The sequence below is a fragment of the Komagataeibacter ossonobensis genome (assembly GCF_057359305.1).
Window position 1 is genome coordinate 17561 of the sequence record NZ_JBXAYQ010000020.1, and the last position, 17504, is coordinate 35064.

14 protein-coding genes are annotated in these 17504 nt (G+C 57.2%); 7 read left to right on the forward strand and 7 right to left on the reverse strand.

The window, feature by feature from the left end; translation table 11 throughout:
* Nucleotides 1–11 precede the first annotated feature (11 nt).
* Both AC1RQ9_RS11785 and AC1RQ9_RS11790 read right to left on the reverse strand, forming a co-directional pair.
* Nucleotides 12–1514: an exopolysaccharide biosynthesis polyprenyl glycosylphosphotransferase gene (locus tag AC1RQ9_RS11785; protein WP_227672796.1), complete on the reverse strand. Its 1503-nt coding sequence runs from the start codon at nt 1512–1514 to the stop codon at nt 12–14.
* 364 nt (nt 1515–1878) lie between these two features.
* The gene (locus AC1RQ9_RS11790; protein ID WP_485987082.1) at nt 1879–3357 is read right to left on the reverse strand and encodes a mannose-1-phosphate guanylyltransferase/mannose-6-phosphate isomerase; all 1479 of its coding nucleotides are present in this window, start codon (nt 3355–3357) and stop codon (nt 1879–1881) included.
* Nucleotides 3358–3673: 316 nt separating this feature from the next.
* Here AC1RQ9_RS11790 and AC1RQ9_RS11795 point away from each other — a divergent pair, with 316 nt between their 5' ends.
* Nucleotides 3674–5005 (forward strand): UDP-glucose dehydrogenase family protein, encoded by a 1332-nt coding sequence (locus AC1RQ9_RS11795; RefSeq protein WP_485987110.1) that lies wholly within the window; start codon nt 3674–3676, stop codon nt 5003–5005.
* 161 nt (nt 5006–5166) lie between these two features.
* Here the strand turns inward: AC1RQ9_RS11795 and AC1RQ9_RS11800 are convergent, their stop codons facing one another.
* The 4 genes from AC1RQ9_RS11800 to AC1RQ9_RS11815 are packed head-to-tail and all read right to left on the reverse strand — an operon-like array spanning nt 5167 to nt 9640.
* The gene (locus AC1RQ9_RS11800; RefSeq protein ID WP_485987083.1) at nt 5167–6132 is read right to left on the reverse strand and encodes a glycosyltransferase family 2 protein; all 966 of its coding nucleotides are present in this window, start codon (nt 6130–6132) and stop codon (nt 5167–5169) included.
* Entirely contained in the window at nt 6129–7328 is a 1200-nt protein-coding gene (locus tag AC1RQ9_RS11805; RefSeq protein ID WP_485987084.1) for a glycosyltransferase, read from the reverse strand. The genes AC1RQ9_RS11800 and AC1RQ9_RS11805 overlap by 4 nt, the downstream gene beginning before the upstream one ends.
* The gene (locus AC1RQ9_RS11810; protein ID WP_485987085.1) at nt 7325–8485 is read right to left on the reverse strand and encodes a glycosyltransferase; all 1161 of its coding nucleotides are present in this window, start codon (nt 8483–8485) and stop codon (nt 7325–7327) included. Before AC1RQ9_RS11810 ends, AC1RQ9_RS11805 begins: the two co-directional genes overlap by 4 nt.
* 45 nt (nt 8486–8530) lie before the next feature.
* Entirely contained in the window at nt 8531–9640 is a 1110-nt protein-coding gene (locus tag AC1RQ9_RS11815; protein WP_485987086.1) for a GumK N-terminal domain-containing glycosyltransferase, read from the reverse strand.
* 317 nt (nt 9641–9957) lie between these two features.
* On the opposite strand from AC1RQ9_RS11815, the gene AC1RQ9_RS11820 reads away from it, so the two are divergent.
* The 5 genes from AC1RQ9_RS11820 (at nt 9958) to rfbD (ending at nt 15109) form a co-directional block, all read left to right on the forward strand.
* Nucleotides 9958–11136 carry an acyltransferase family protein gene (locus tag AC1RQ9_RS11820; protein WP_485987087.1) on the forward strand — a complete coding sequence of 393 codons (1179 nt, stop codon included), beginning with the start codon at nt 9958–9960 and terminating at the stop codon, nt 11134–11136.
* Between the two features lie 13 nt (nt 11137–11149).
* Nucleotides 11150–12481, forward strand: a complete 1332-nt coding sequence (locus tag AC1RQ9_RS11825; protein ID WP_485987088.1) for a polysaccharide polymerase — start codon at nt 11150–11152, stop codon at nt 12479–12481.
* Nucleotides 12478–13503 (forward strand): glycoside hydrolase family 5 protein, encoded by a 1026-nt coding sequence (locus AC1RQ9_RS11830; protein WP_485987090.1) that lies wholly within the window; start codon nt 12478–12480, stop codon nt 13501–13503. Before AC1RQ9_RS11825 ends, AC1RQ9_RS11830 begins: the two co-directional genes overlap by 4 nt.
* A gap of 44 nt (nt 13504–13547) precedes the next feature.
* Entirely contained in the window at nt 13548–14105 is a 558-nt protein-coding gene (gene rfbC, locus AC1RQ9_RS11835; protein ID WP_193733832.1) for a dTDP-4-dehydrorhamnose 3,5-epimerase, read from the forward strand.
* Nucleotides 14106–14224: 119 nt separating this feature from the next.
* Complete coding sequence (gene rfbD, locus AC1RQ9_RS11840) at nt 14225–15109, forward strand: dTDP-4-dehydrorhamnose reductase (RefSeq protein WP_485987111.1); 885 nt, start codon at nt 14225–14227, stop codon at nt 15107–15109.
* Nucleotides 15110–15117: 8 nt separating this feature from the next.
* Here rfbD and AC1RQ9_RS11845 read toward each other — a convergent pair whose 3' ends face one another.
* A complete protein-coding gene (locus AC1RQ9_RS11845) occupies nt 15118–15843 on the reverse strand; it encodes a hypothetical protein (RefSeq protein ID WP_485987091.1) in 726 nt (241 codons plus the stop codon).
* A gap of 582 nt (nt 15844–16425) precedes the next feature.
* Here AC1RQ9_RS11845 and AC1RQ9_RS11850 point away from each other — a divergent pair.
* Nucleotides 16426–17499, forward strand: a complete 1074-nt coding sequence (locus tag AC1RQ9_RS11850) for a DegT/DnrJ/EryC1/StrS family aminotransferase (protein WP_485987092.1) — start codon at nt 16426–16428, stop codon at nt 17497–17499.
* Nucleotides 17500–17504: the final 5 nt, after the last annotated feature.

Genomic DNA, 17504 nt, shown 5'->3' on the forward strand with positions numbered 1-17504 from the left:
AATTAAGAAATTCAGAACGCATTCCGACTGAAGATCTCGCGCTTTATGGTCAGGAAAATAATCTTGATATCCAGCCAGATCGACCATGCGCGTATGTATTCCAGGTCCAGCACCACGCGCCGGCGCAGGTCATCACGCGTGACCAGTTCCCCCCTTGATCCGTTGATCTGCGCCCAGCCGGTAATGCCGGGCTGCACACGGTGGCGGGCCACATATTCCTCCATCGCCTCATGCAGCAGCTGCCCGCCCGCGCGTGTCTGCGGTGCATGGGGGCGTGGGCCAACCAGTGACATCTCACCACGCAGCACATTGAAAAGCTGCGGCAGTTCATCAATGCTCAGCCGTCGTATCCATTTGCCAACACGGGTGACACGCGGATCGGTGCGCGAGGTCTGGCGCGCGGCATCCATATCCGACATGTCCGCATACATGGAACGGAACTTGAAGACATTGAAATAACGGTTATTGAACCCCTGCCGGGGCTGGCAGAACAGCACGGGACCACGGGAATCCAGCTTGATCGCCAGCGCCACCAGTCCCAGCACGGGGGCCAGCGCCACAAGCAGCAACATGCTGGCGGTAAGATCGAACGCACGCTTTTCCAGCATGTCCCATTCGCTTAACGGACGCCGCTGCAACACGGTCAGGGAAAACGGACCGAAGCGTTCAACCGGCCAGCCGTGACAGTCTTCCGTCATGAGCGATGGCACGACATAGACATCCGCCAGCACGCCGCGCAGGCGCCACAATATGTCCATCACATGTTGCTGCCCGCCTTCGGACGGGGGAAAGCATATGATGATGGCATCAATGTCATTTTCACGCGCATGCAGCACCAGTTCTTCTATCGTGCCGTCAACATTGCCGCCCCGGTCATCAAAGGTCCCGACAAGGCGGAACATGCGCTGCATGCGTGCGTTGATGCGCGACGCCATCTGCGTTGCTTCCGCGCCCGAACCGATGATCGCCACCTTACGTGCCAGGCGACGGGTCACCGCACGCGTCTGCACGATGTATGTACCCACACACCGTTCGATCAGCAGCGCGATCACCACAAAGACCAGCCATTCCGCCCCCATGCGCAACGTGACAACAGGCGGCCATGACAGCATGAACAAAATGGTGCAGAAGATTACCCCGCCAAACACCACGGGCGGCAGCAGGTAGCGGACCTGGCATGAAACCCGCGTCAGATCGGGAATATCCAGAAGCGGCACATTCCTGGGAAACAGAAAAAACGCCCCCGCGGCCATGATATTGGCCAGCAGAAGGGCGCCGGACAGTTCATCAGGCGTATCATAAATACGCTGCCACGTAATACAGGCCATGATGGCAAGGCATACGGACATGGCGTCCGATACGACAACAACCTGTGTCAGGACAGGATGACGGTAGGCAAAGCCGTCATCCCCACTACGTGCCGTATTGATACCCCGCGGGATGCTGTCGATCCCGACGGATAGCGGCGACAGGTCTGTTTCATCATTTTTCAAGTGTCTGAGTGCCTCGCTCATTTTGAAACATCTCCTGTCGGCGCGGGATGCAACCTGACGCCGGATAAGGCTTCGCCTGCCATTTTCCGCACTGCACAATCGAGTGCGAAATGATCCTCACCTGCTGTTGGTTTTTTACATTACGCTGGAACCCAGCTTCCAAGTCCAGAAATATTGCGAGTATTTTTGGGCAAAAATATGTCATGGCATCAATACATGGAATAAATTTCCTATTCACATATTATTCATGAAAACGAGAATATTTTGCAATTACGTTATTATAACGTAACGATATGAACGCATATCCAGATACATGGCGGTTCAAGGGAACCAATGTGACATGCGTGAAACCCGCACGGGCAACACGCATGTGCCGACACTTTTCTTACTGTCGGCCGTAAGTATCTTCAAAGCGGACGATATCGTCCTCCCCCAGATACGGACCTGACTGGACTTCAATCAGGGTCAGGGGGATACGTCCCGGATTTTCCAGCCGGTGCATACACCCTAACGGCAGATAGACACTTTCGTTTTCCTGCAACATAAGTTTTTCTTCATTCCGCGTCACGATCGCGGTACCACTAACCACAACCCAGTGTTCGGCCCGGTGAAAATGCTTCTGCAGCGACAGCTTCTGGCCCGGATACACCACGATCCGCTTGACCTGGAACCGTTCGCCCTGAATCAGCCCTTCGTAAAAACCCCATGGCCGGTAACAGCGATTGTGAATTTCGGCTTCCGGCCTGTTGGCCATCTTCAACTGTGCCACCAGTGCCGAAACATCCTGCGCATAATCACGATGAATCGCGAGTACGGCGTCAGACGTGACCACCAGCACGATATCTGTCAGCCCAGCAACGGCAGTCAGCATGCCTTCGCTGCGCACGTAACAATTATGGGACTGTTCCAGCACGACATCACCCACGGCCACATTGCCACAGGCGTCCTTGTCGCCCAGTTCCCATAATGCATTCCAGTTCCCGACATCCGACCAGCCCAGATCGGCAGGGATGACCACGGCGCGGTCCGTGCGCTCCATGACCGCATAATCAATACTGACATTGGGGGAACGCAGGAAGGCGGTGGCTTCCAGCCTGCGAAAGGTCAGGTCGTTTTTACTGTCAAGCAGTGCATGCCGCACGTTTTCCAGCACATCGGGTTCATGCCGTTTCAGTTCCGCCAGCATGACGGACGCGGAGGCAAGGAACATGCCCGAATTCCACAGATATCCCCCTTCATTCAGCATTTCGGTCGCACGCAGGTGGTCAGGCTTTTCAATAAAGCGGGCGACACGGTACACGCTGTCATCAGGGTGATCGGGATGCAGGGGCGCGCCAAGGCGTATGTAGCCATATCCCGTCTCAGGCATGTCAGGTTTCATGCCGAATGTGACGATGTACCCTTCCCGCGCCACGGCCGATGCCTTTTCCAGAACCGCTGGCAGGCGCTCGGGATAACGGAAAACGGCATCGGCGGCCATAATCCACAGAAGGGTTTCGGGATCATCCTGCGCCGCCAGCAGGGCGGCGGCCGCAATCGCTGCGGCCGTGTTGCGCACGGCGGGTTCAAGGATGATACGCCCGTTCTCGCACCCGTTCTCGCGCAGTTGTTCAGCAACAAGAAAACGGTGCGCGTCATTACAGACAACAATGGGCGGCGCGAATGTCGTGCCCGTGGCGCGTTGCAATGTCTCGCCGATCATTGTGCGGTTCGATGCCAGCGCCCAGAACTGCTTGGGATGGCAGGCACGCGAAACGGGCCATAGCCGTGTTCCCGTACCACCGGACAGGATAACAGGCGTGATGGTGCGGTTACGGGATTCCGGCACGGATACGGTTACATCCGTTGCTGTCATAAACGTCATGATCGTGACTCCGTCCTGCGTGTTTCATGCTGCACGTATCCGCCGCTTCCCGAAGGAAACGGAACCGGTCATGTCGGACATCGATGTTGCGGGATGCACTTAGCGGAAATTTTTTTGTCAAGAATGTGGTGCTTAAACATATTTTCGTCGTGATCATGCCCTTGTGTTGCATCTGCATGACATCTTCCGGGTTACGGAACATGCACCCCTTATTACTTTTGGTTTTATTCAACCCGCTTTTGAAAGCTCTAGATCGCGGCCTGCTCCGGACAACAGGCCGCAATACGGAATCAGGGAGGTCCCGGTGCGAATTGCTATGATTGGTGGAGGCTACGTTGGGTTGGTCTCCGGTACATGTTTTGCGGAATTTGGCACCGATGTTGCCATTGTCGAAACCAACCCTGACCGCCTGACCGCCCTGCGGGAAGGGCGTATCCCGATTTACGAGCCCGGTCTGGACCGCCTGGTTGCGGAAAACGTGGAAGCCGGGCGCCTGACCTTTGGTGACGACATGGCCGCCGCGGTCAAAGGGGCGGACGCCGTGTTCGTGGCCGTCGGCACACCGTCGCGCCGGGGAGACGGGCAGGCGGATACAAGTTATGTTTACGCAGCAGTAGAACAGATCGCACGCGCGGCCGACGGCTATACCATCATCGTCACCAAATCGACCGTGCCGGTTGGCACGGGGCGCGAGATTGCACGCATCGTGCGTGAGACGCGCCCGGACCTGGAGTTCGATGTTGCGTCGAATCCGGAATTCCTGCGCGAAGGCAACGCCATTCAGGATTTCATGCGGCCTGACCGTGTCGTTATTGGCACAGACCAATATAAACCGGAAGGTACGGAACGTGCGCAGACGATCCTGCGCAAGCTGTACCGGCCACTCTACCTTCTGGAAACGCCCATTGTCTTTACGGGGCTTGAGACAGCGGAACTGATCAAATATTCCGCCAATTCGTTCCTCGCGATGAAAATTACCTTCATCAATGAAATCTCGGACCTGTGTGAAAAGGTCGGGGCCAACGTCAATGACGTGGCGCGCTCGATCGGGCTGGATGGGCGTATCGGCAAGAAGTTCCTGCATCCCAGCCCGGGCTTTGGTGGTTCGTGTTTTCCAAAGGATACACGTGCACTGACAGCAATCGGGCGCGATGCGGGATCACCCGTGCGCCTGATCGAAACCACGGTCGCGGTCAATGATCAGCGCATGCTGGACATGGGCGAACGTATCATCGCCTTTGCCAATGGGGATGTACAGGGGCTGACGATCGGGGTGCTGGGCCTGACCTTCAAGCCTGAAACCGATGACATGCGCGAGGCGGCTTCGATTCCCGTTCTCGACATGCTGGACAAGGCGGGCGCACATATCCGCGCGTTTGATCCCGCCGGCATGACAACCGCACGTCCCGTGCTGCCGCAATCCGTTACCTACTGCACGGATGCGCTGGACGCGGCGAAAGGTGCCGATATCCTTGTCGTGCTGACGGAGTGGAATGAATTCCGCTCACTTGCGCCGGAAAAACTGGCGCGGGAGATGAAGGGGCGCAAGATTGTGGACCTGCGCAATATATGGGATCCCACGACCATAAAAGATGCGGGGTTCGAATATATCTCGCTCGGGCGACCGGACGCGGTACAGTCCCACTGATCGCACCAGAAAAATCCGGGCCATGTATACATGGCCCGGACAGGTCATGGCGACATGCCCTCCGGGCCTGTTTTCAGAAACCTTCGGAAAAAAGGCCGCCTTTTTAAAAAAGGCGGCACCCGGAAGCTTTTATTTTCATTCCCTGCTGCGCTTTCCTGGCATCAGGAATGGCACAGCCTGCGCCTGAGCGCGGCCGCCACCTGCCGGATCATGGCAGGCAGGAACGCAGGCCGCCGCATGATACGGCGGCAAATTGCCCCCACCGCCCCCGAACGCAACGCCACGGACACAAAATAGGAATCATCCAGCCGCTGCAATCCGGCCGCACGCTGGTGCAATAAGCGCACAAGTTCGGGGTTGTCGCGGATACGCGGCTCTCGCGCCAGTGCCAGCGCGCCATCATGCATGTCGCGATATGCAATGGTCGTGCGTGACATGCCCGATGCCCGTCCACTGACGCTGCCCTGACGCTGCGTATAAAGATACGTGGCTTGATCGATCAGGAAAAACCGGCCGCCAGCCATGAGGAAGGCGATCATGAGCAGGAAATCCTCCCCATGCCGCACCACGGGATCATACCGTATGCCATGGGCAAGCATGAATTCCCGTCGGAAAACAGGCTTGAGCAACCCCCAGTCAAACCCTTCCCCACCCGAACGGTTATGGGCAATGTAATCGCGCAGGCCAATGGGCGTACGCGGCACCTGCCCCGCCCCCATCGCACGGCCCGTTACCTGCCCCGCCATGGCGTCATAATAGGCCAGATCATCCGCCACAGCGTCACAATCCCCGACGGCGGCGCGCGCCATCAGCGCTTCCAGCCGATCAGGGGCAAAGGCGTCATCCGCGTCAAGAAACGCGATCCAGTTCCCCCGTGCCGCCCCCAGCCCGACATTGCGCGCAACCGAAGGCCCCCCATTATACGGCGTGGACATGACGCGGATACTGCCATGCGCGCGCGCCAGCCTGTTCAGCAGGTCGGGCGTACCATCCGTTGAACAGTCGTCCACTATGATGATTTCCAGCGGCGCATGTGTCTGTTCCAGCGCGGAACTGACGGCGCGCATGATGAAAGCCTGTGCATTATAGGTGGTAATGACCAGGCTGACGGACATGGAGACGTTCATGGGATGCGTCCTGTCATACTGTCGTAAATGTTTTCCAGTGTTGTCGCCCAGCGGGTAACGTCATGCTTCTGCGCCACAAAAACGGGGCCAGCGGCGGACATGTGTGCAGCCAGATCATCATCACGCAGCACATCTAGCAGACGGGCCGCCAGCGTCGTGACATCCCCTTCGGCAAACGCAAAGCCTGTCTTGCCGTCGATAATGCCTTCTGTTGCCCCGCCCCGCGCCGATGTCACGACCGGGACGCCACAGGCCTGGGCTTCCAGCACGACCAGGCCCATGCCTTCCGCATCGCCATTGGCGGCGGTGACACTGGGCAGGCAGAAAACACGCGCCTGTGCCAGCAACGGCTGCATTTCGGCAGCTGAATACCGACCGTGAAACGATACGCCATCCATGCCCGCGGCAAGGCTGGTCAACATCGGGCGTTCAGGGCCATCACCGGCAATGACCAGTCGCGCATCAGGCAATTGCGCCTGCACGGTGCGAAAGGCCTCGATCAGGTAGCGGCAGCCCTTTTTTTCCACCAGCCTGCCCGCAAACAGGATAACCGGCGCCCGCCGGGCAACCGGCTGGCCGGTCGGGTGGAAGCGATGGACATCAATCCCGATGGGACAGACATGGATACGCTGTTCGGGCAGGCCCACACGCAATGCCGCCTCGCGTATGCTATGGGATACGGCCACGAAACTGACCTGCGGCCGGGCGGCCAGCAGTTTCAGCCTGCGAGGATAGGCACGCCATCGCCGTCCCCCCCCACCTGATGCAAACCAGTGCATATGCGTGGTGATGTCCGACCCGTGCAGGGTAACCAGTAACGGCACATGCAGCGCGCGCGCCACGGGCCATGCCTCCACCCCGTCAAAACCGAAATGGGCATGCACCAGTGCGGGGTTTACGGCACGCGCCAGTTTCATCATGCCCGGCACGGGCCGTTCCAGATAACGCGATCCCATGCCAATCAGACGCTGGAACAACGTGGGCGGCCCGTCATGCAACGCCCGGACGGCCATGCCATCCAGCGGCAGTTGGCCCACCGTACGTTCCCCGATCAGGACCGGCCGCCAGCGCGTCAGGGCACGGGCCTGATCGCGCACGAATGTTTCCGACCATGGCAGGATCTGCGTTCGGTAGATGGCAACACAGGGCCTGGATGCACCGGGAACGGCTGTCCCTGCCTGTGGCAGCATTTTCATGCCGCGACGGCCTGCACGGGGGCGACCTGCGATACGGGCACGTCATGGGCACTCCCGCGGTGGCAGGCGCGATCGGTGCGCGATGATTCCCGGCCGAACCGACGCACCAGGGGCGCAAGCACAACGCCCAGCGCGAAATCCTTGTACATGGCGCGATTGCCGAAGGTCCAGAACGAACGTTCGCTATATCCCCCTTCCCGCACCAGTTGCACAAAGGCCGCGATACGGCGTGGCAGGGTGCCCGAACAGACTTCGGCGCGCAGGAGATAAAGCGGTTCCAGCCCGCGCCATGCCTCGGCGGCGATGCGGGCACGGTTACGCATGGTTTCCGACCATGATGGCGTCTGGGCCAGATCGGCAAACATCCTGCTGTCCTGTGCTGTCATGCGGGCAAGGTAGCGATAGGTATCGGCCCGGTCTTCCAGCCGGTAACGCCAGCGATCCACGAATGTCGGTTTGGTACGCTTGCCCGACCCCACCGTATTGCCACCATGCAGCCGGTATTCCGTCAATTCTTCATCCAGATAGACAATGGTCCCGACACCGGATGCGACAAGGAAGAAGAACAGGTCATGCCCCATTTCCTTGCCCGGGTTGTAATGATCGCCCATGCGGGCCCACAGGGCGCCGGCGGGTTTCAGGTCCGCGCGGAATGTCTGCATGAAGCCATAGGAAAAGCACCATGGCTGCAACGTCAGCGGACGCGAAACGGGGGGAACGGGCGGGGTTGCATAAAAGGGTGATATGGGCGCGCGCCCTTCATTCACCAGATGCGCGTTATGAAAGACCATCAGCACGTCCGGGTCGTTCATGAACGCCTGGCGCACACGTTCCAGATTATCGCTTTTCCAGAAATCATCCTGATCGCAGAAGGAAATCAGGTCGCCTGAACTCAGGCTGACCGCATGCATGAAATTGCCCTTGTAGCCAAAGCGTTTCGCATTGCGGTGAATCTGCACCGGAAAGGGCGCGGTGCGGGCAAAATCGGCCACGATGTCCAGTGTGGCATCGGTCGAACCATCATCCGTCACGACCAGTTCGGCCGGCAGGCACGTCTGTGCCGCCAGGCTGTCCAGCTGTTCGCGGATATGGGTGGCCCCGTTATAGGTTGCCATGACAACCGAAATGCGTGGTCCGTTCTCACCTGCCTCAGTCATGTTATTCGCTCTTTCCTAATACGTTACGCAGGGACAGGCCTGTATTCAGACATGCGTGTCGGGATAGGCTTCGGGGGTCAGGATACGCTGCACGATTTCGGGCCAGCTATGGGCGTCAAGCTCAATCACGTCCGATGCGTGCAGCGCCGCATCAATCGCATGTCCGATGGATTGTGCGTCCCCCGGCCGGTACCCATACCGCCCGGCCGTATTGTTCAGTGCAAAATCGGGGCAGACAGCGGGAATGCCAAACAGCGCGAACTGCCGCAGCTTGAGTGACGTATCTAGCAGATAACGCGGCGTATTGGCGTCACGATAGGGTGCGACGCCAAAACTGGCGTGCTGGAGATAGGACAGCGTACGTTCAAACGCCATTTCGGGATGGATGATGATATTGTCCGCCACCAGCCCATCCGCCGCACGGCCCGCACCGATAATATGGAAATCAATGTCCGGCCGCAGTGATGCCGCGATCTGGAAAAAGCTGCGGTCAAACAGCATTGACCCGATCGAGACGCAACTGGTTCGACCGGGTGTATAGGAATTGGGATAGGTTTTTTCGGCAATGCCACGATCAATGCCATGCGGTGCGAAAACGGCCGAACGCGCATGGGGCAGACGGTCAAGCAGATAGCGCGAAGGCATGCGCACCGTGTCGATCATGTCGAAATTTCGCACAAAATCATTCTTGATGGTATCCGCACAGCCTACAACTTCCAGATCGTCGGACATCAGGTAAATAATGCGGGCTGACGGATTAAGTTTCCTGACATCGGCAATAAATATCGGCGCCATGCCGGATTCAATAAAGACAGTATCGGCACGCCGTATCCATTTTCGCGCAATGGCGGGCAGCATCTGGCGATACAGCCAGAACAGCCCCCGCTCCACCGGGGCCAGCGCCGCACGGCGCATGTTGAACGGATGCCATTTCATGCGCCACAGATAGCATTCCACGCCATCCACCGTTTCCACCCGGTTGGCGCGGTCCGCAAGGCTGGCGCGCGTATCACCGCGTCGCAGCGACAGCGCACTTAACCCGATGGACAGGAAGGCTGTCGGGCCACGGCGGGCCATCTCCGCTGCGATGAAATGGACACTCGCCTTGCGCAAACTCCTGAAATCATGGACGGAAATAAACAGGGAGCGCGTCATGGAACTATAGTCTCCTGCCGTGCGCCACAGTGGCGGCAGGCCGCATGCGCATGGCGTGCGGCCCCTGGGGTTCATATCGATCTTGCAATTATGGCCGGGCCAGCGCGCGACCCCATTTGCGTTGCGCCAAATCCACAGTGTGATTGCGGCAGGATCATGACATGATCGTGCCGTGATAAAGGCGGCGGCACAAAGAATTGTGTAGGCACATTTTGCATGTTTTCTACATTTATATTCTGATACGCTGATTACGCCATAACAGAATCACTGTATTGCCTTCATCACGCCATGCCATTCATGCACCGGGGGAACCGACGATGTCGTCTGTGACAGAAACTTCGGGAACGGAACGAAATTATCTGCACCAGCTGACATCCCTGCGTGGCGTTGCATGCCTTGTGGTGCTGTTCGGGCATGCCATACAGGTTTTTCGGTACCAGAACCCGCAACGCACGGGGGTACAGGCGGCCGTGCATGACATCGTGACCTACGCATTCAATGCGGAAGCGGCGGTGGTGCTGTTCTTTGTACTCAGCGGATGCGTCCTGTCGCTGTCATTACGCAAATACACGCGCCTGACGGGCCGGATTGTTGCTAGTTTCTATATCAAGCGCGTGTTCAGGATCTATCCGCTGCTGTGGTTTTCCATCGGGCTGGCCATTGCCAGCATGATTGTTGCGCGCGGATGGGTTGGTGACGGGGTTTTTGTCGGGTGGCTGTCGCGTAATCTGCGGACACCCGTATCCATCCGCAACACAGTCATGTCGGTCGCGGGCGTTTTCACCCGTTATAATGGGCCGATGTGGTCGCTGCGGGTGGAACTCATGTATTCCGTGGCCTTTCCGTTCCTGTTCTGGCTGGTGCGCGCGCCACGGCTGCGGGTGGTAACCCTGGTAGGCCTTGCGGCCATTGCCCTGCTGCCCCTGCCGCATGAGGTGGGTACGGTCTTTGCCCTGTCCTTTGGTGCCGGCGCGCTGATTCCGCTGCTGCCGACGACACTTTCCCCCCGTCACGGACTTTATGCGCTGCTGGCGCTGGTCGTGCTGCTGTATGACCGTTATGCCCTTGCCGGGTCCGGCCTGCCCGAACGTATCCCCGACATGATTGAAACTGTCGCAGCCTTCATACTGATCCGTGACCTGTATGCATCGGGACGGCAGTACCGCGTGTTGCTCAGCAGGCCAGTCATCGCCATTGGGGAACTGTCCTATGGCATTTACCTGCTGCACCTGCCCATCATGCTGATGGTGTTCAGCATGATGGGCCATGTCGTGGGGACCTCCGCCATGCTGTCACATCCCTCCCTTAGCCAGGCGGGACTGGGGATCGTGACCGTCGTACTGACCACGGCGCTGGCGGCCATAACCTATAATGTACTGGAACTGCCCCTGCATAACCTTGGCCGACGGCTGGGTAATGCGCTGCTTGTCCAGCCGTCCCCTGTCCGTCCGGTTTCCCCACGGCAGGGTGCGGATACCCATGCGTCACGCGTCTGATACGGGAATAGTCATGTCTGCCACAGCGCATGCCCACCTTCCCCACCGGTCCATGGCCAGCGCACCCGTCCTGTCACGGGCGGATAGTGTATCATGGCTGGTGGTGGCCGGGGCAATCTTCAACCTTGTCCTGTGTTTCATCAACACGCGTCATGTCATTACGATCCGCAGTTCGGAAATCGTGCTGTGCGAACTGGCCATAATCTTTCTGGCGTTTATCGAAGTGCGCAACACGATTTCCCCTGCCGTGGTGCGCATTACGGGTGTGATGATCTGTTTCGAGATCGGGGCCAAGCTGATCAATCCCCGGCTGGACATGAAGATCCTGCATGACCTGGCCATTGCCTATGTCTTTTACCAGCTGGGCACCCGATCCACCCTGCGATCGGGTGAGCGCACCATGTGGGTGATGATGGCCATGATCATGTTCGTCGGCTTTTTCGAACTGCTGTTCACCAACCTGTTCGGCACCATATTCGATGTCTGGACCTATTACGTGAACAAGGGCGTCATCAGCAGCAGCACGGTCAATTACAGCAATACGAACCTGTTTATCAGCGGAAACCGCGGGGCTGCCGCATCCCGTACGTTTTTCCAGTCCATATTCGGATCACACCGTGTGTCGTCGCTGTTCCTGGAACCGGATTCACTGGGTAACTTCTCGGCCATCGGGTTTGCATGGTGTCTCAGTACAAACCTTGGCTCCCGGCTGCGGCATGCGTTCCTGTTCTTCCTGTCCGCGCTGTGTTTCGTGCTGGCGGATTCGCGCTTTGCCTCGGGCTGCGCGCTGGGCATGATCCTGTTGCGTGTGACGCCGCTTTACCGTTCACGCTTCGTGGTGTTCGCCATGCCGGTCACGGTGATGATGGGCCTGATGCTGCAGGGCGCCAACCACGAAATGCCCGGAATCCTGCCTTCCATCATCGGGGACAACTTTTCCGGCCGACTGCTGTTTTCCGGTCGGCTGCTGGATTACTGGAACCTGTCGCAATGGTTCGCCATGGCGCCATCGCAGGTGTACACGGCCGATACGGGTTATGCCTATATCATCAACAACCTTGGCCTGCCGCTGACGCTGTTCCTGCTGGCGCTGTTCACCCTGCATCCGGCGCGGACCGAAGCCGCCATATCGATGAAGGCGATGATCTCGCTTTATTTTTCCACATCCCTGTGCATCGGCGCATCGGTCTTTACCATCAAGACGGCGGCGTTGCTGTGGTTCCTGTATGGCACGACCAACAGCGTCGTTGCGCCATCGGAACCCGCAATCAGGGAAAAGGCGCCTGAACGTCCGAAATCATTCCGTTTCAACCGGCTTATGCCCACAGCGGAGCATATCGCATGAAATCATTTCCCTCTTCCCGCTTATGCCGCTGTCTGTACGGCGGCCTGATCGCAGCGACCCTGACACTTTCCCCTGCCCTGCATGCTGATGCGCAGACATATCGTGGCGTAAACCTTGCGGGGGCTGCCTATTCCTCCTCCAAGCTGCCGGGCCGTTACGGGTATGACTACCTTTATCCCAAACCTGCGGAGGTGGATTATTTTACGGCGCAGGGCATGAACACATTCCGCCTGTCGGTATTATGGGAACGTCTTCAGCCGACCCTGAATGGCCCGCTGGATGAAAGGGAACTGCAGCGCGTGCAGCAGTTCATTGCCTATGCACAAGGCAAGGGTGCCACAACCGTGCTGGATATCCATGATTACGGGCGCTACCGTGGGCAGGAAGTCGGGTCCGCTGGCGTGCCGGATTCAGCCTTTGCCGATTTATGGTCCCGGCTGGCACAAGCACTGGGCAATAACCCGCATGTCCTGTTCGGCCTGATGAACGAACCGCAGCAGCATTCGGCCGAGGCATGGAAAAATTCGGTGCAGGCCGCAATTGACGCCATCCGCAAGGCAGGCAGCCATAATACCATCCTTGTGCCCGGCATTGGCTGGGACAGTGCGCAGGGTTTCCCGAAACTGAATGGTGACGCGCTGGGACAGTTGCACGACCCTGCCAACCGTCTGGTTTATGAAGTGCATGAATATTTTGATCCCGATGCGTCGGGTACCAAGCCGGCATGTATTTCACAAGACCAGGCCCTTGCACGCCTCAAGCCCTTCACCGACTGGCTACATGCCCACAAGGCACACGGCTTCCTGGGGGAATTCGGGGTCAGCCGCCAGCCGGAATGCGTCGCCCTGCTCGACCCCATCCTGTCCTACCTGCGGGATAATGCGGATGTATGGGACGGATGGACCTATTGGGCGGCGGGGCCGCTATGGGGCAATTACATGTTTACGCTTGAACCCGACCATGGCCAGGACCGCCCGCAGATGACGGCCATTAAGCCTTTCCTAAACCACGCCAAGCCATAACGCGGACAGGACCGCACCGCCCGGACAGAAGAACAGGAAATCCCATGGACATACAGACATTTAACATTGCGGGCATGATTCTGCTCACCCCGCCGCGCTTTGGTGATGAACGCGGCTATTTTTCAGAAACGTTCAACGCGGCCCGCATGAAGGAAATCGGCATTCCCGGCCCCTTCGTGCAGGATAATCACAGCCTGTCATGCCAGCGCGGCGTGGTGCGCGGGCTGCATTGCCAGCTTGCCCCCCATGCGCAGGGCAAGCTGGTCCGCTGCACCCGTGGCAGTATATGGGATGTAGGCGTGGATATCCGCGCGGGATCACCCACCTTTGGTCAGTGGGTGGGCGCGACCCTGTCCGCGGAAAACGGATCGCAGTTATGGATCCCGACCGGCTTCCTGCACGGCTTCTGCACATTAAGTGAAAATGCCGAGGTGCAGTACAAATGCACCGATTTCTGGGATCGTGAGTGCGAACGGTCCGTGCGTTGGAATGACCCGCTGCTGGCGATCGACTGGCCTGTTGCGGAAAAGGACGCGATCCTGTCGGAAAAGGATGCCGCAGCCTCTCCCTTCTCCAATGTTGATGATTGGTTTCATATATAAAAGACAGCTCCTGAAAAATTTTATCATTTCTTATCAGTGATTTATTTTCAAACAATCTCCGGAAGTGGCGTGGAACTGCCCGATCTTCCCGTTTCAGATGAAAGAAGAAGCTGCACGTGATGCATACGCAATCGATCCTGGTAACCGGGGGACATGGCCAGCTTGCCACGGCGTTATCCACCCGTGACGGTGTGGTACGGGTCGGGCGACCGGATTTCGACTTTGACCGACCCGATACGATTGATGCCGTCATCAGGGCGCATAACCCGTCCGTGGTCGTTAATGCCGCCGCCTGGACCGCAGTGGATGCCGCGGAAACAGATGTAGAGGGGGCACAGCGTGCCAATCATGCCGGTCCCGCACGCATTGCCACGATATGTCGCGAACTGGATATTCCGCTGATCCATATTTCCACCGATTATGTTTTCAGTGGAGATAAAGGCAGTCCCTACATGGAAACCGATCCGGTTGATCCCCGATCGGTCTACGGACGGACCAAGGCGGATGGCGAACAGGCGGTGCTGCAGGCGCAACCTGACAGCATCATCCTGCGCACGGCATGGGTCTATTCCCCCTATAACCGCAACTTTGTCCGCACCATGGTCGATGCGGCAACCAAACGGCCGACCCTGCGGGTTGTCAGTGACCAGATTGGCAACCCGACCAGTGCGGATGCACTGGCGGATGTCATCATGCATATCATAAGGCAGATCCGTGATACCGGATGGAAACCGGACTATGCCGGGATCTACCATGCAACCGGACAGGGTCAGGCAAGCTGGTACGATCTGGCGTGTACGGCGGTCAATGCCGCAGCCAGGCAGGGCAATCCGCAGCCCGTCATGGAAGCCATTACCACCGCCGACTGGCCCACACCCGCACGGCGGCCGCCGGATGCGCGACTTGACTGCACACGTCTGCGGCAGGTGTTTGGTTGTGCGCCCGGCCCGTGGGAACCTGAAGTCGAGCGCGTTGTGGAAAAACTTCTGTCACAACCGGCATGAACCCACCCTTACGGAGCGCCACATATCTGCCGCAACCGTTCGGTCGCACGCAGCATGGCGCCACGGTACAGCTGCCACCGTGATACGGCACCCGGAAAGCGGCCAAGTTCGCGCCGTAGCTCACTGCCACGCATAAAGTAATGACGCACGAAATGCGTCTGCCGCAGCAGGCTTGCAATATACCTTTTCTGGTCCAGCACGGGATGAAGGAAAGTATGCCCGCTTTGTGGCAGCACAAGATCCGTTGACAGTATTGGCGGAAACCAGGAATAGCGTGAAACATCGCCATACCGCGCCAGGGGAATGAAGGTCAGGTCCGCCGCCGCCACTTCGGATGCGACAAAGGCCTCCCCCAATGGCCAGAAACCCGTTTCATCCATATTGGCTGACATTGCCCGTCGCCGTTGCGCCAGATGGGTCAGGGCACGACGGGAAAAAAATGAAATGCAGTTCAGTGATGCCCGCAACTGCCCTGCGGGGTAAATACCCGTATGGAAGCGGTGCCAGTACCATGCCGGTCCTGCATCAATGGGATGGGATATGAAATCCGCCTCATCCGCGATCATGTCAGCCAGCAGGCGGGTACCATTGCCGGCAATGCAGGCATCATATTCCGCGAACAGGTAGTAATCATAATCCGGAATCCGGGACTGCACCTGATAATGGGTGTAATCGGCGTTCCACCATAACAGGCTGCCTTTTTCAAACCGGTTGGCAAACCCTAACGCCAGCATGTCCGCATTACATGTGCGCAGTACACGTTCATATGGAATGGTTCCCGTAAAGCCATTTGTTTCATCAATAGAGACAAAAATATCGTTTTCAGGAAACGTTACCTGCAACCGTTGCAACTGCAGTTGTACGAAGCTGTCCCATGCATAGGTCTTCAATACAATCGCACATTTTTTTTTCGCAATCACGCCACTCATCCCGTGTCACTGGGTTACATCAAAACCAAAATAACATTAGATCGTTTTACTTATTCCATGAATATGTCGTGTAGATGGGAACGATTCATCAATCATGAAATTGCATGAATTTTCAACGTTATTTTAAAATATCGTATGTTTCATCCACACACAGTAATCACATAAACGTGTGGTAAATAATATATTTATATTTGAATTGAATGTACACGAATTATCTGCTTTTAACTTATACGGTTGATGCGATGCGCCATTTTCCTTTACTCGCCAGACATCATGATCAGGCCATCTGTTTCATAAAACCGGAATACAGAAATGTCCCATACGGAAATATCATTCATTCGTTCAAATATTCCGAAAATAAGCCAGTTGGCCGATGGCATTATCGCAATGGAAAATTCCGGCATCTACACCAATTACGGTCCAATAAATCAGCAATTCGAAAAACGCCTGGTTGAACAGATGTTCAATGGCGTGGGCCAGTGCGTCACGGTATGCAATGCCACAATCGGCTTGATGATGGCACTGAAATACGCGACACGCCACAAGGATACCCGTGTCGCGCGTTATGTTCTGATGCCGTCCTTTACTTTCGCAGCGGCGGCGCATGCCGTGTTGTGGGCGGGCTTCACGCCACTGTTCTGTGACATTGATCCCGCGGACTGGATGGCGTCCCATGCGGCGGAAAATGAATTACTGCATGAATATGGTGAACAGATTGCAGCAATATTTCCCTATGCCACGTTCGGGAATGCAACCGATATCAATCATTATACAAAACTGGAAAAACAGACAGGCATTCCCGTTGTCATAGATGCGGCAGCATCCCTTGGGGCCCATAACGCACAGGGGCAGGGATTCGGCACTGGTTCACCGCATGCCATCATATGTTCCCTGCACGCAACAAAAACAATGGGAATTGGGGAAGGCGGTTTCATTTACGCCAACAACCCCGACATGATCGAAGCCCTGCGTGCAATGGGCAATTTCGGCTTTGGCAAGATCCGCCACGCCACAATGCCCGGACTCAATTCCAAGCTGCCTGAAATCGGGGCGTTACTTGCCCTGTCGGGACTGGACCATCTGGAAAGTGTGGTTGAAAAGAAGTGCCGCATAGAACAGATGTATTACGATCTTCTGCCCGGTTTCGGCTTCCAGCGGCAGCGTGGCGCACGCATGTCCTATCAGTTCCTGCCGGTGCGCCTGCCACCACGATATGCGTCACACCGCAATGCGATACTTGCCCGTATGAAAGAAAAGCGGATCGGCACATCGACCTATTTTTCCCCCCATCTGTATGAACAGAGTTATTTTGTTGCCCATTGCAAGGCAGGCGACCTGCAGGCAACCGACGCGCTTGCCTCTTCCATTGTGTCCCTGCCGTTATGGCATGAAATGACGCCGGAAATGGTACGTTACGTGTGCCAGGAACTGCTGAACGCCTGCCACGCCACAGATATGTAAGCCCC

Coding starts and splice junctions, on each gene's coding strand:
- AC1RQ9_RS11785 (WP_227672796.1), bottom strand. CDS start 1,514: ATGAGCGAGGCACTCAGACACTTGAAAAATGATGAAACAGACCTGTCG.
- AC1RQ9_RS11790 (WP_485987082.1), bottom strand. CDS start 3,357: ATGACGTTTATGACAGCAACGGATGTAACCGTATCCGTGCCGGAATCC.
- AC1RQ9_RS11795 (WP_485987110.1), top strand. CDS start 3,674: ATGATTGGTGGAGGCTACGTTGGGTTGGTCTCCGGTACATGTTTTGCG.
- AC1RQ9_RS11800 (WP_485987083.1), bottom strand. CDS start 6,132: ATGAACGTCTCCATGTCCGTCAGCCTGGTCATTACCACCTATAATGCA.
- AC1RQ9_RS11805 (WP_485987084.1), bottom strand. CDS start 7,328: ATGAAAATGCTGCCACAGGCAGGGACAGCCGTTCCCGGTGCATCCAGG.
- AC1RQ9_RS11810 (WP_485987085.1), bottom strand. CDS start 8,485: ATGACTGAGGCAGGTGAGAACGGACCACGCATTTCGGTTGTCATGGCA.
- AC1RQ9_RS11815 (WP_485987086.1), bottom strand. CDS start 9,640: ATGACGCGCTCCCTGTTTATTTCCGTCCATGATTTCAGGAGTTTGCGC.
- AC1RQ9_RS11820 (WP_485987087.1), top strand. CDS start 9,958: ATGTCGTCTGTGACAGAAACTTCGGGAACGGAACGAAATTATCTGCAC.
- AC1RQ9_RS11825 (WP_485987088.1), top strand. CDS start 11,150: ATGTCTGCCACAGCGCATGCCCACCTTCCCCACCGGTCCATGGCCAGC.
- AC1RQ9_RS11830 (WP_485987090.1), top strand. CDS start 12,478: ATGAAATCATTTCCCTCTTCCCGCTTATGCCGCTGTCTGTACGGCGGC.
- rfbC (WP_193733832.1), top strand. CDS start 13,548: ATGGACATACAGACATTTAACATTGCGGGCATGATTCTGCTCACCCCG.
- rfbD (WP_485987111.1), top strand. CDS start 14,225: ATGCATACGCAATCGATCCTGGTAACCGGGGGACATGGCCAGCTTGCC.
- AC1RQ9_RS11845 (WP_485987091.1), bottom strand. CDS start 15,843: ATGCTGGCGTTAGGGTTTGCCAACCGGTTTGAAAAAGGCAGCCTGTTA.
- AC1RQ9_RS11850 (WP_485987092.1), top strand. CDS start 16,426: ATGGAAAATTCCGGCATCTACACCAATTACGGTCCAATAAATCAGCAA.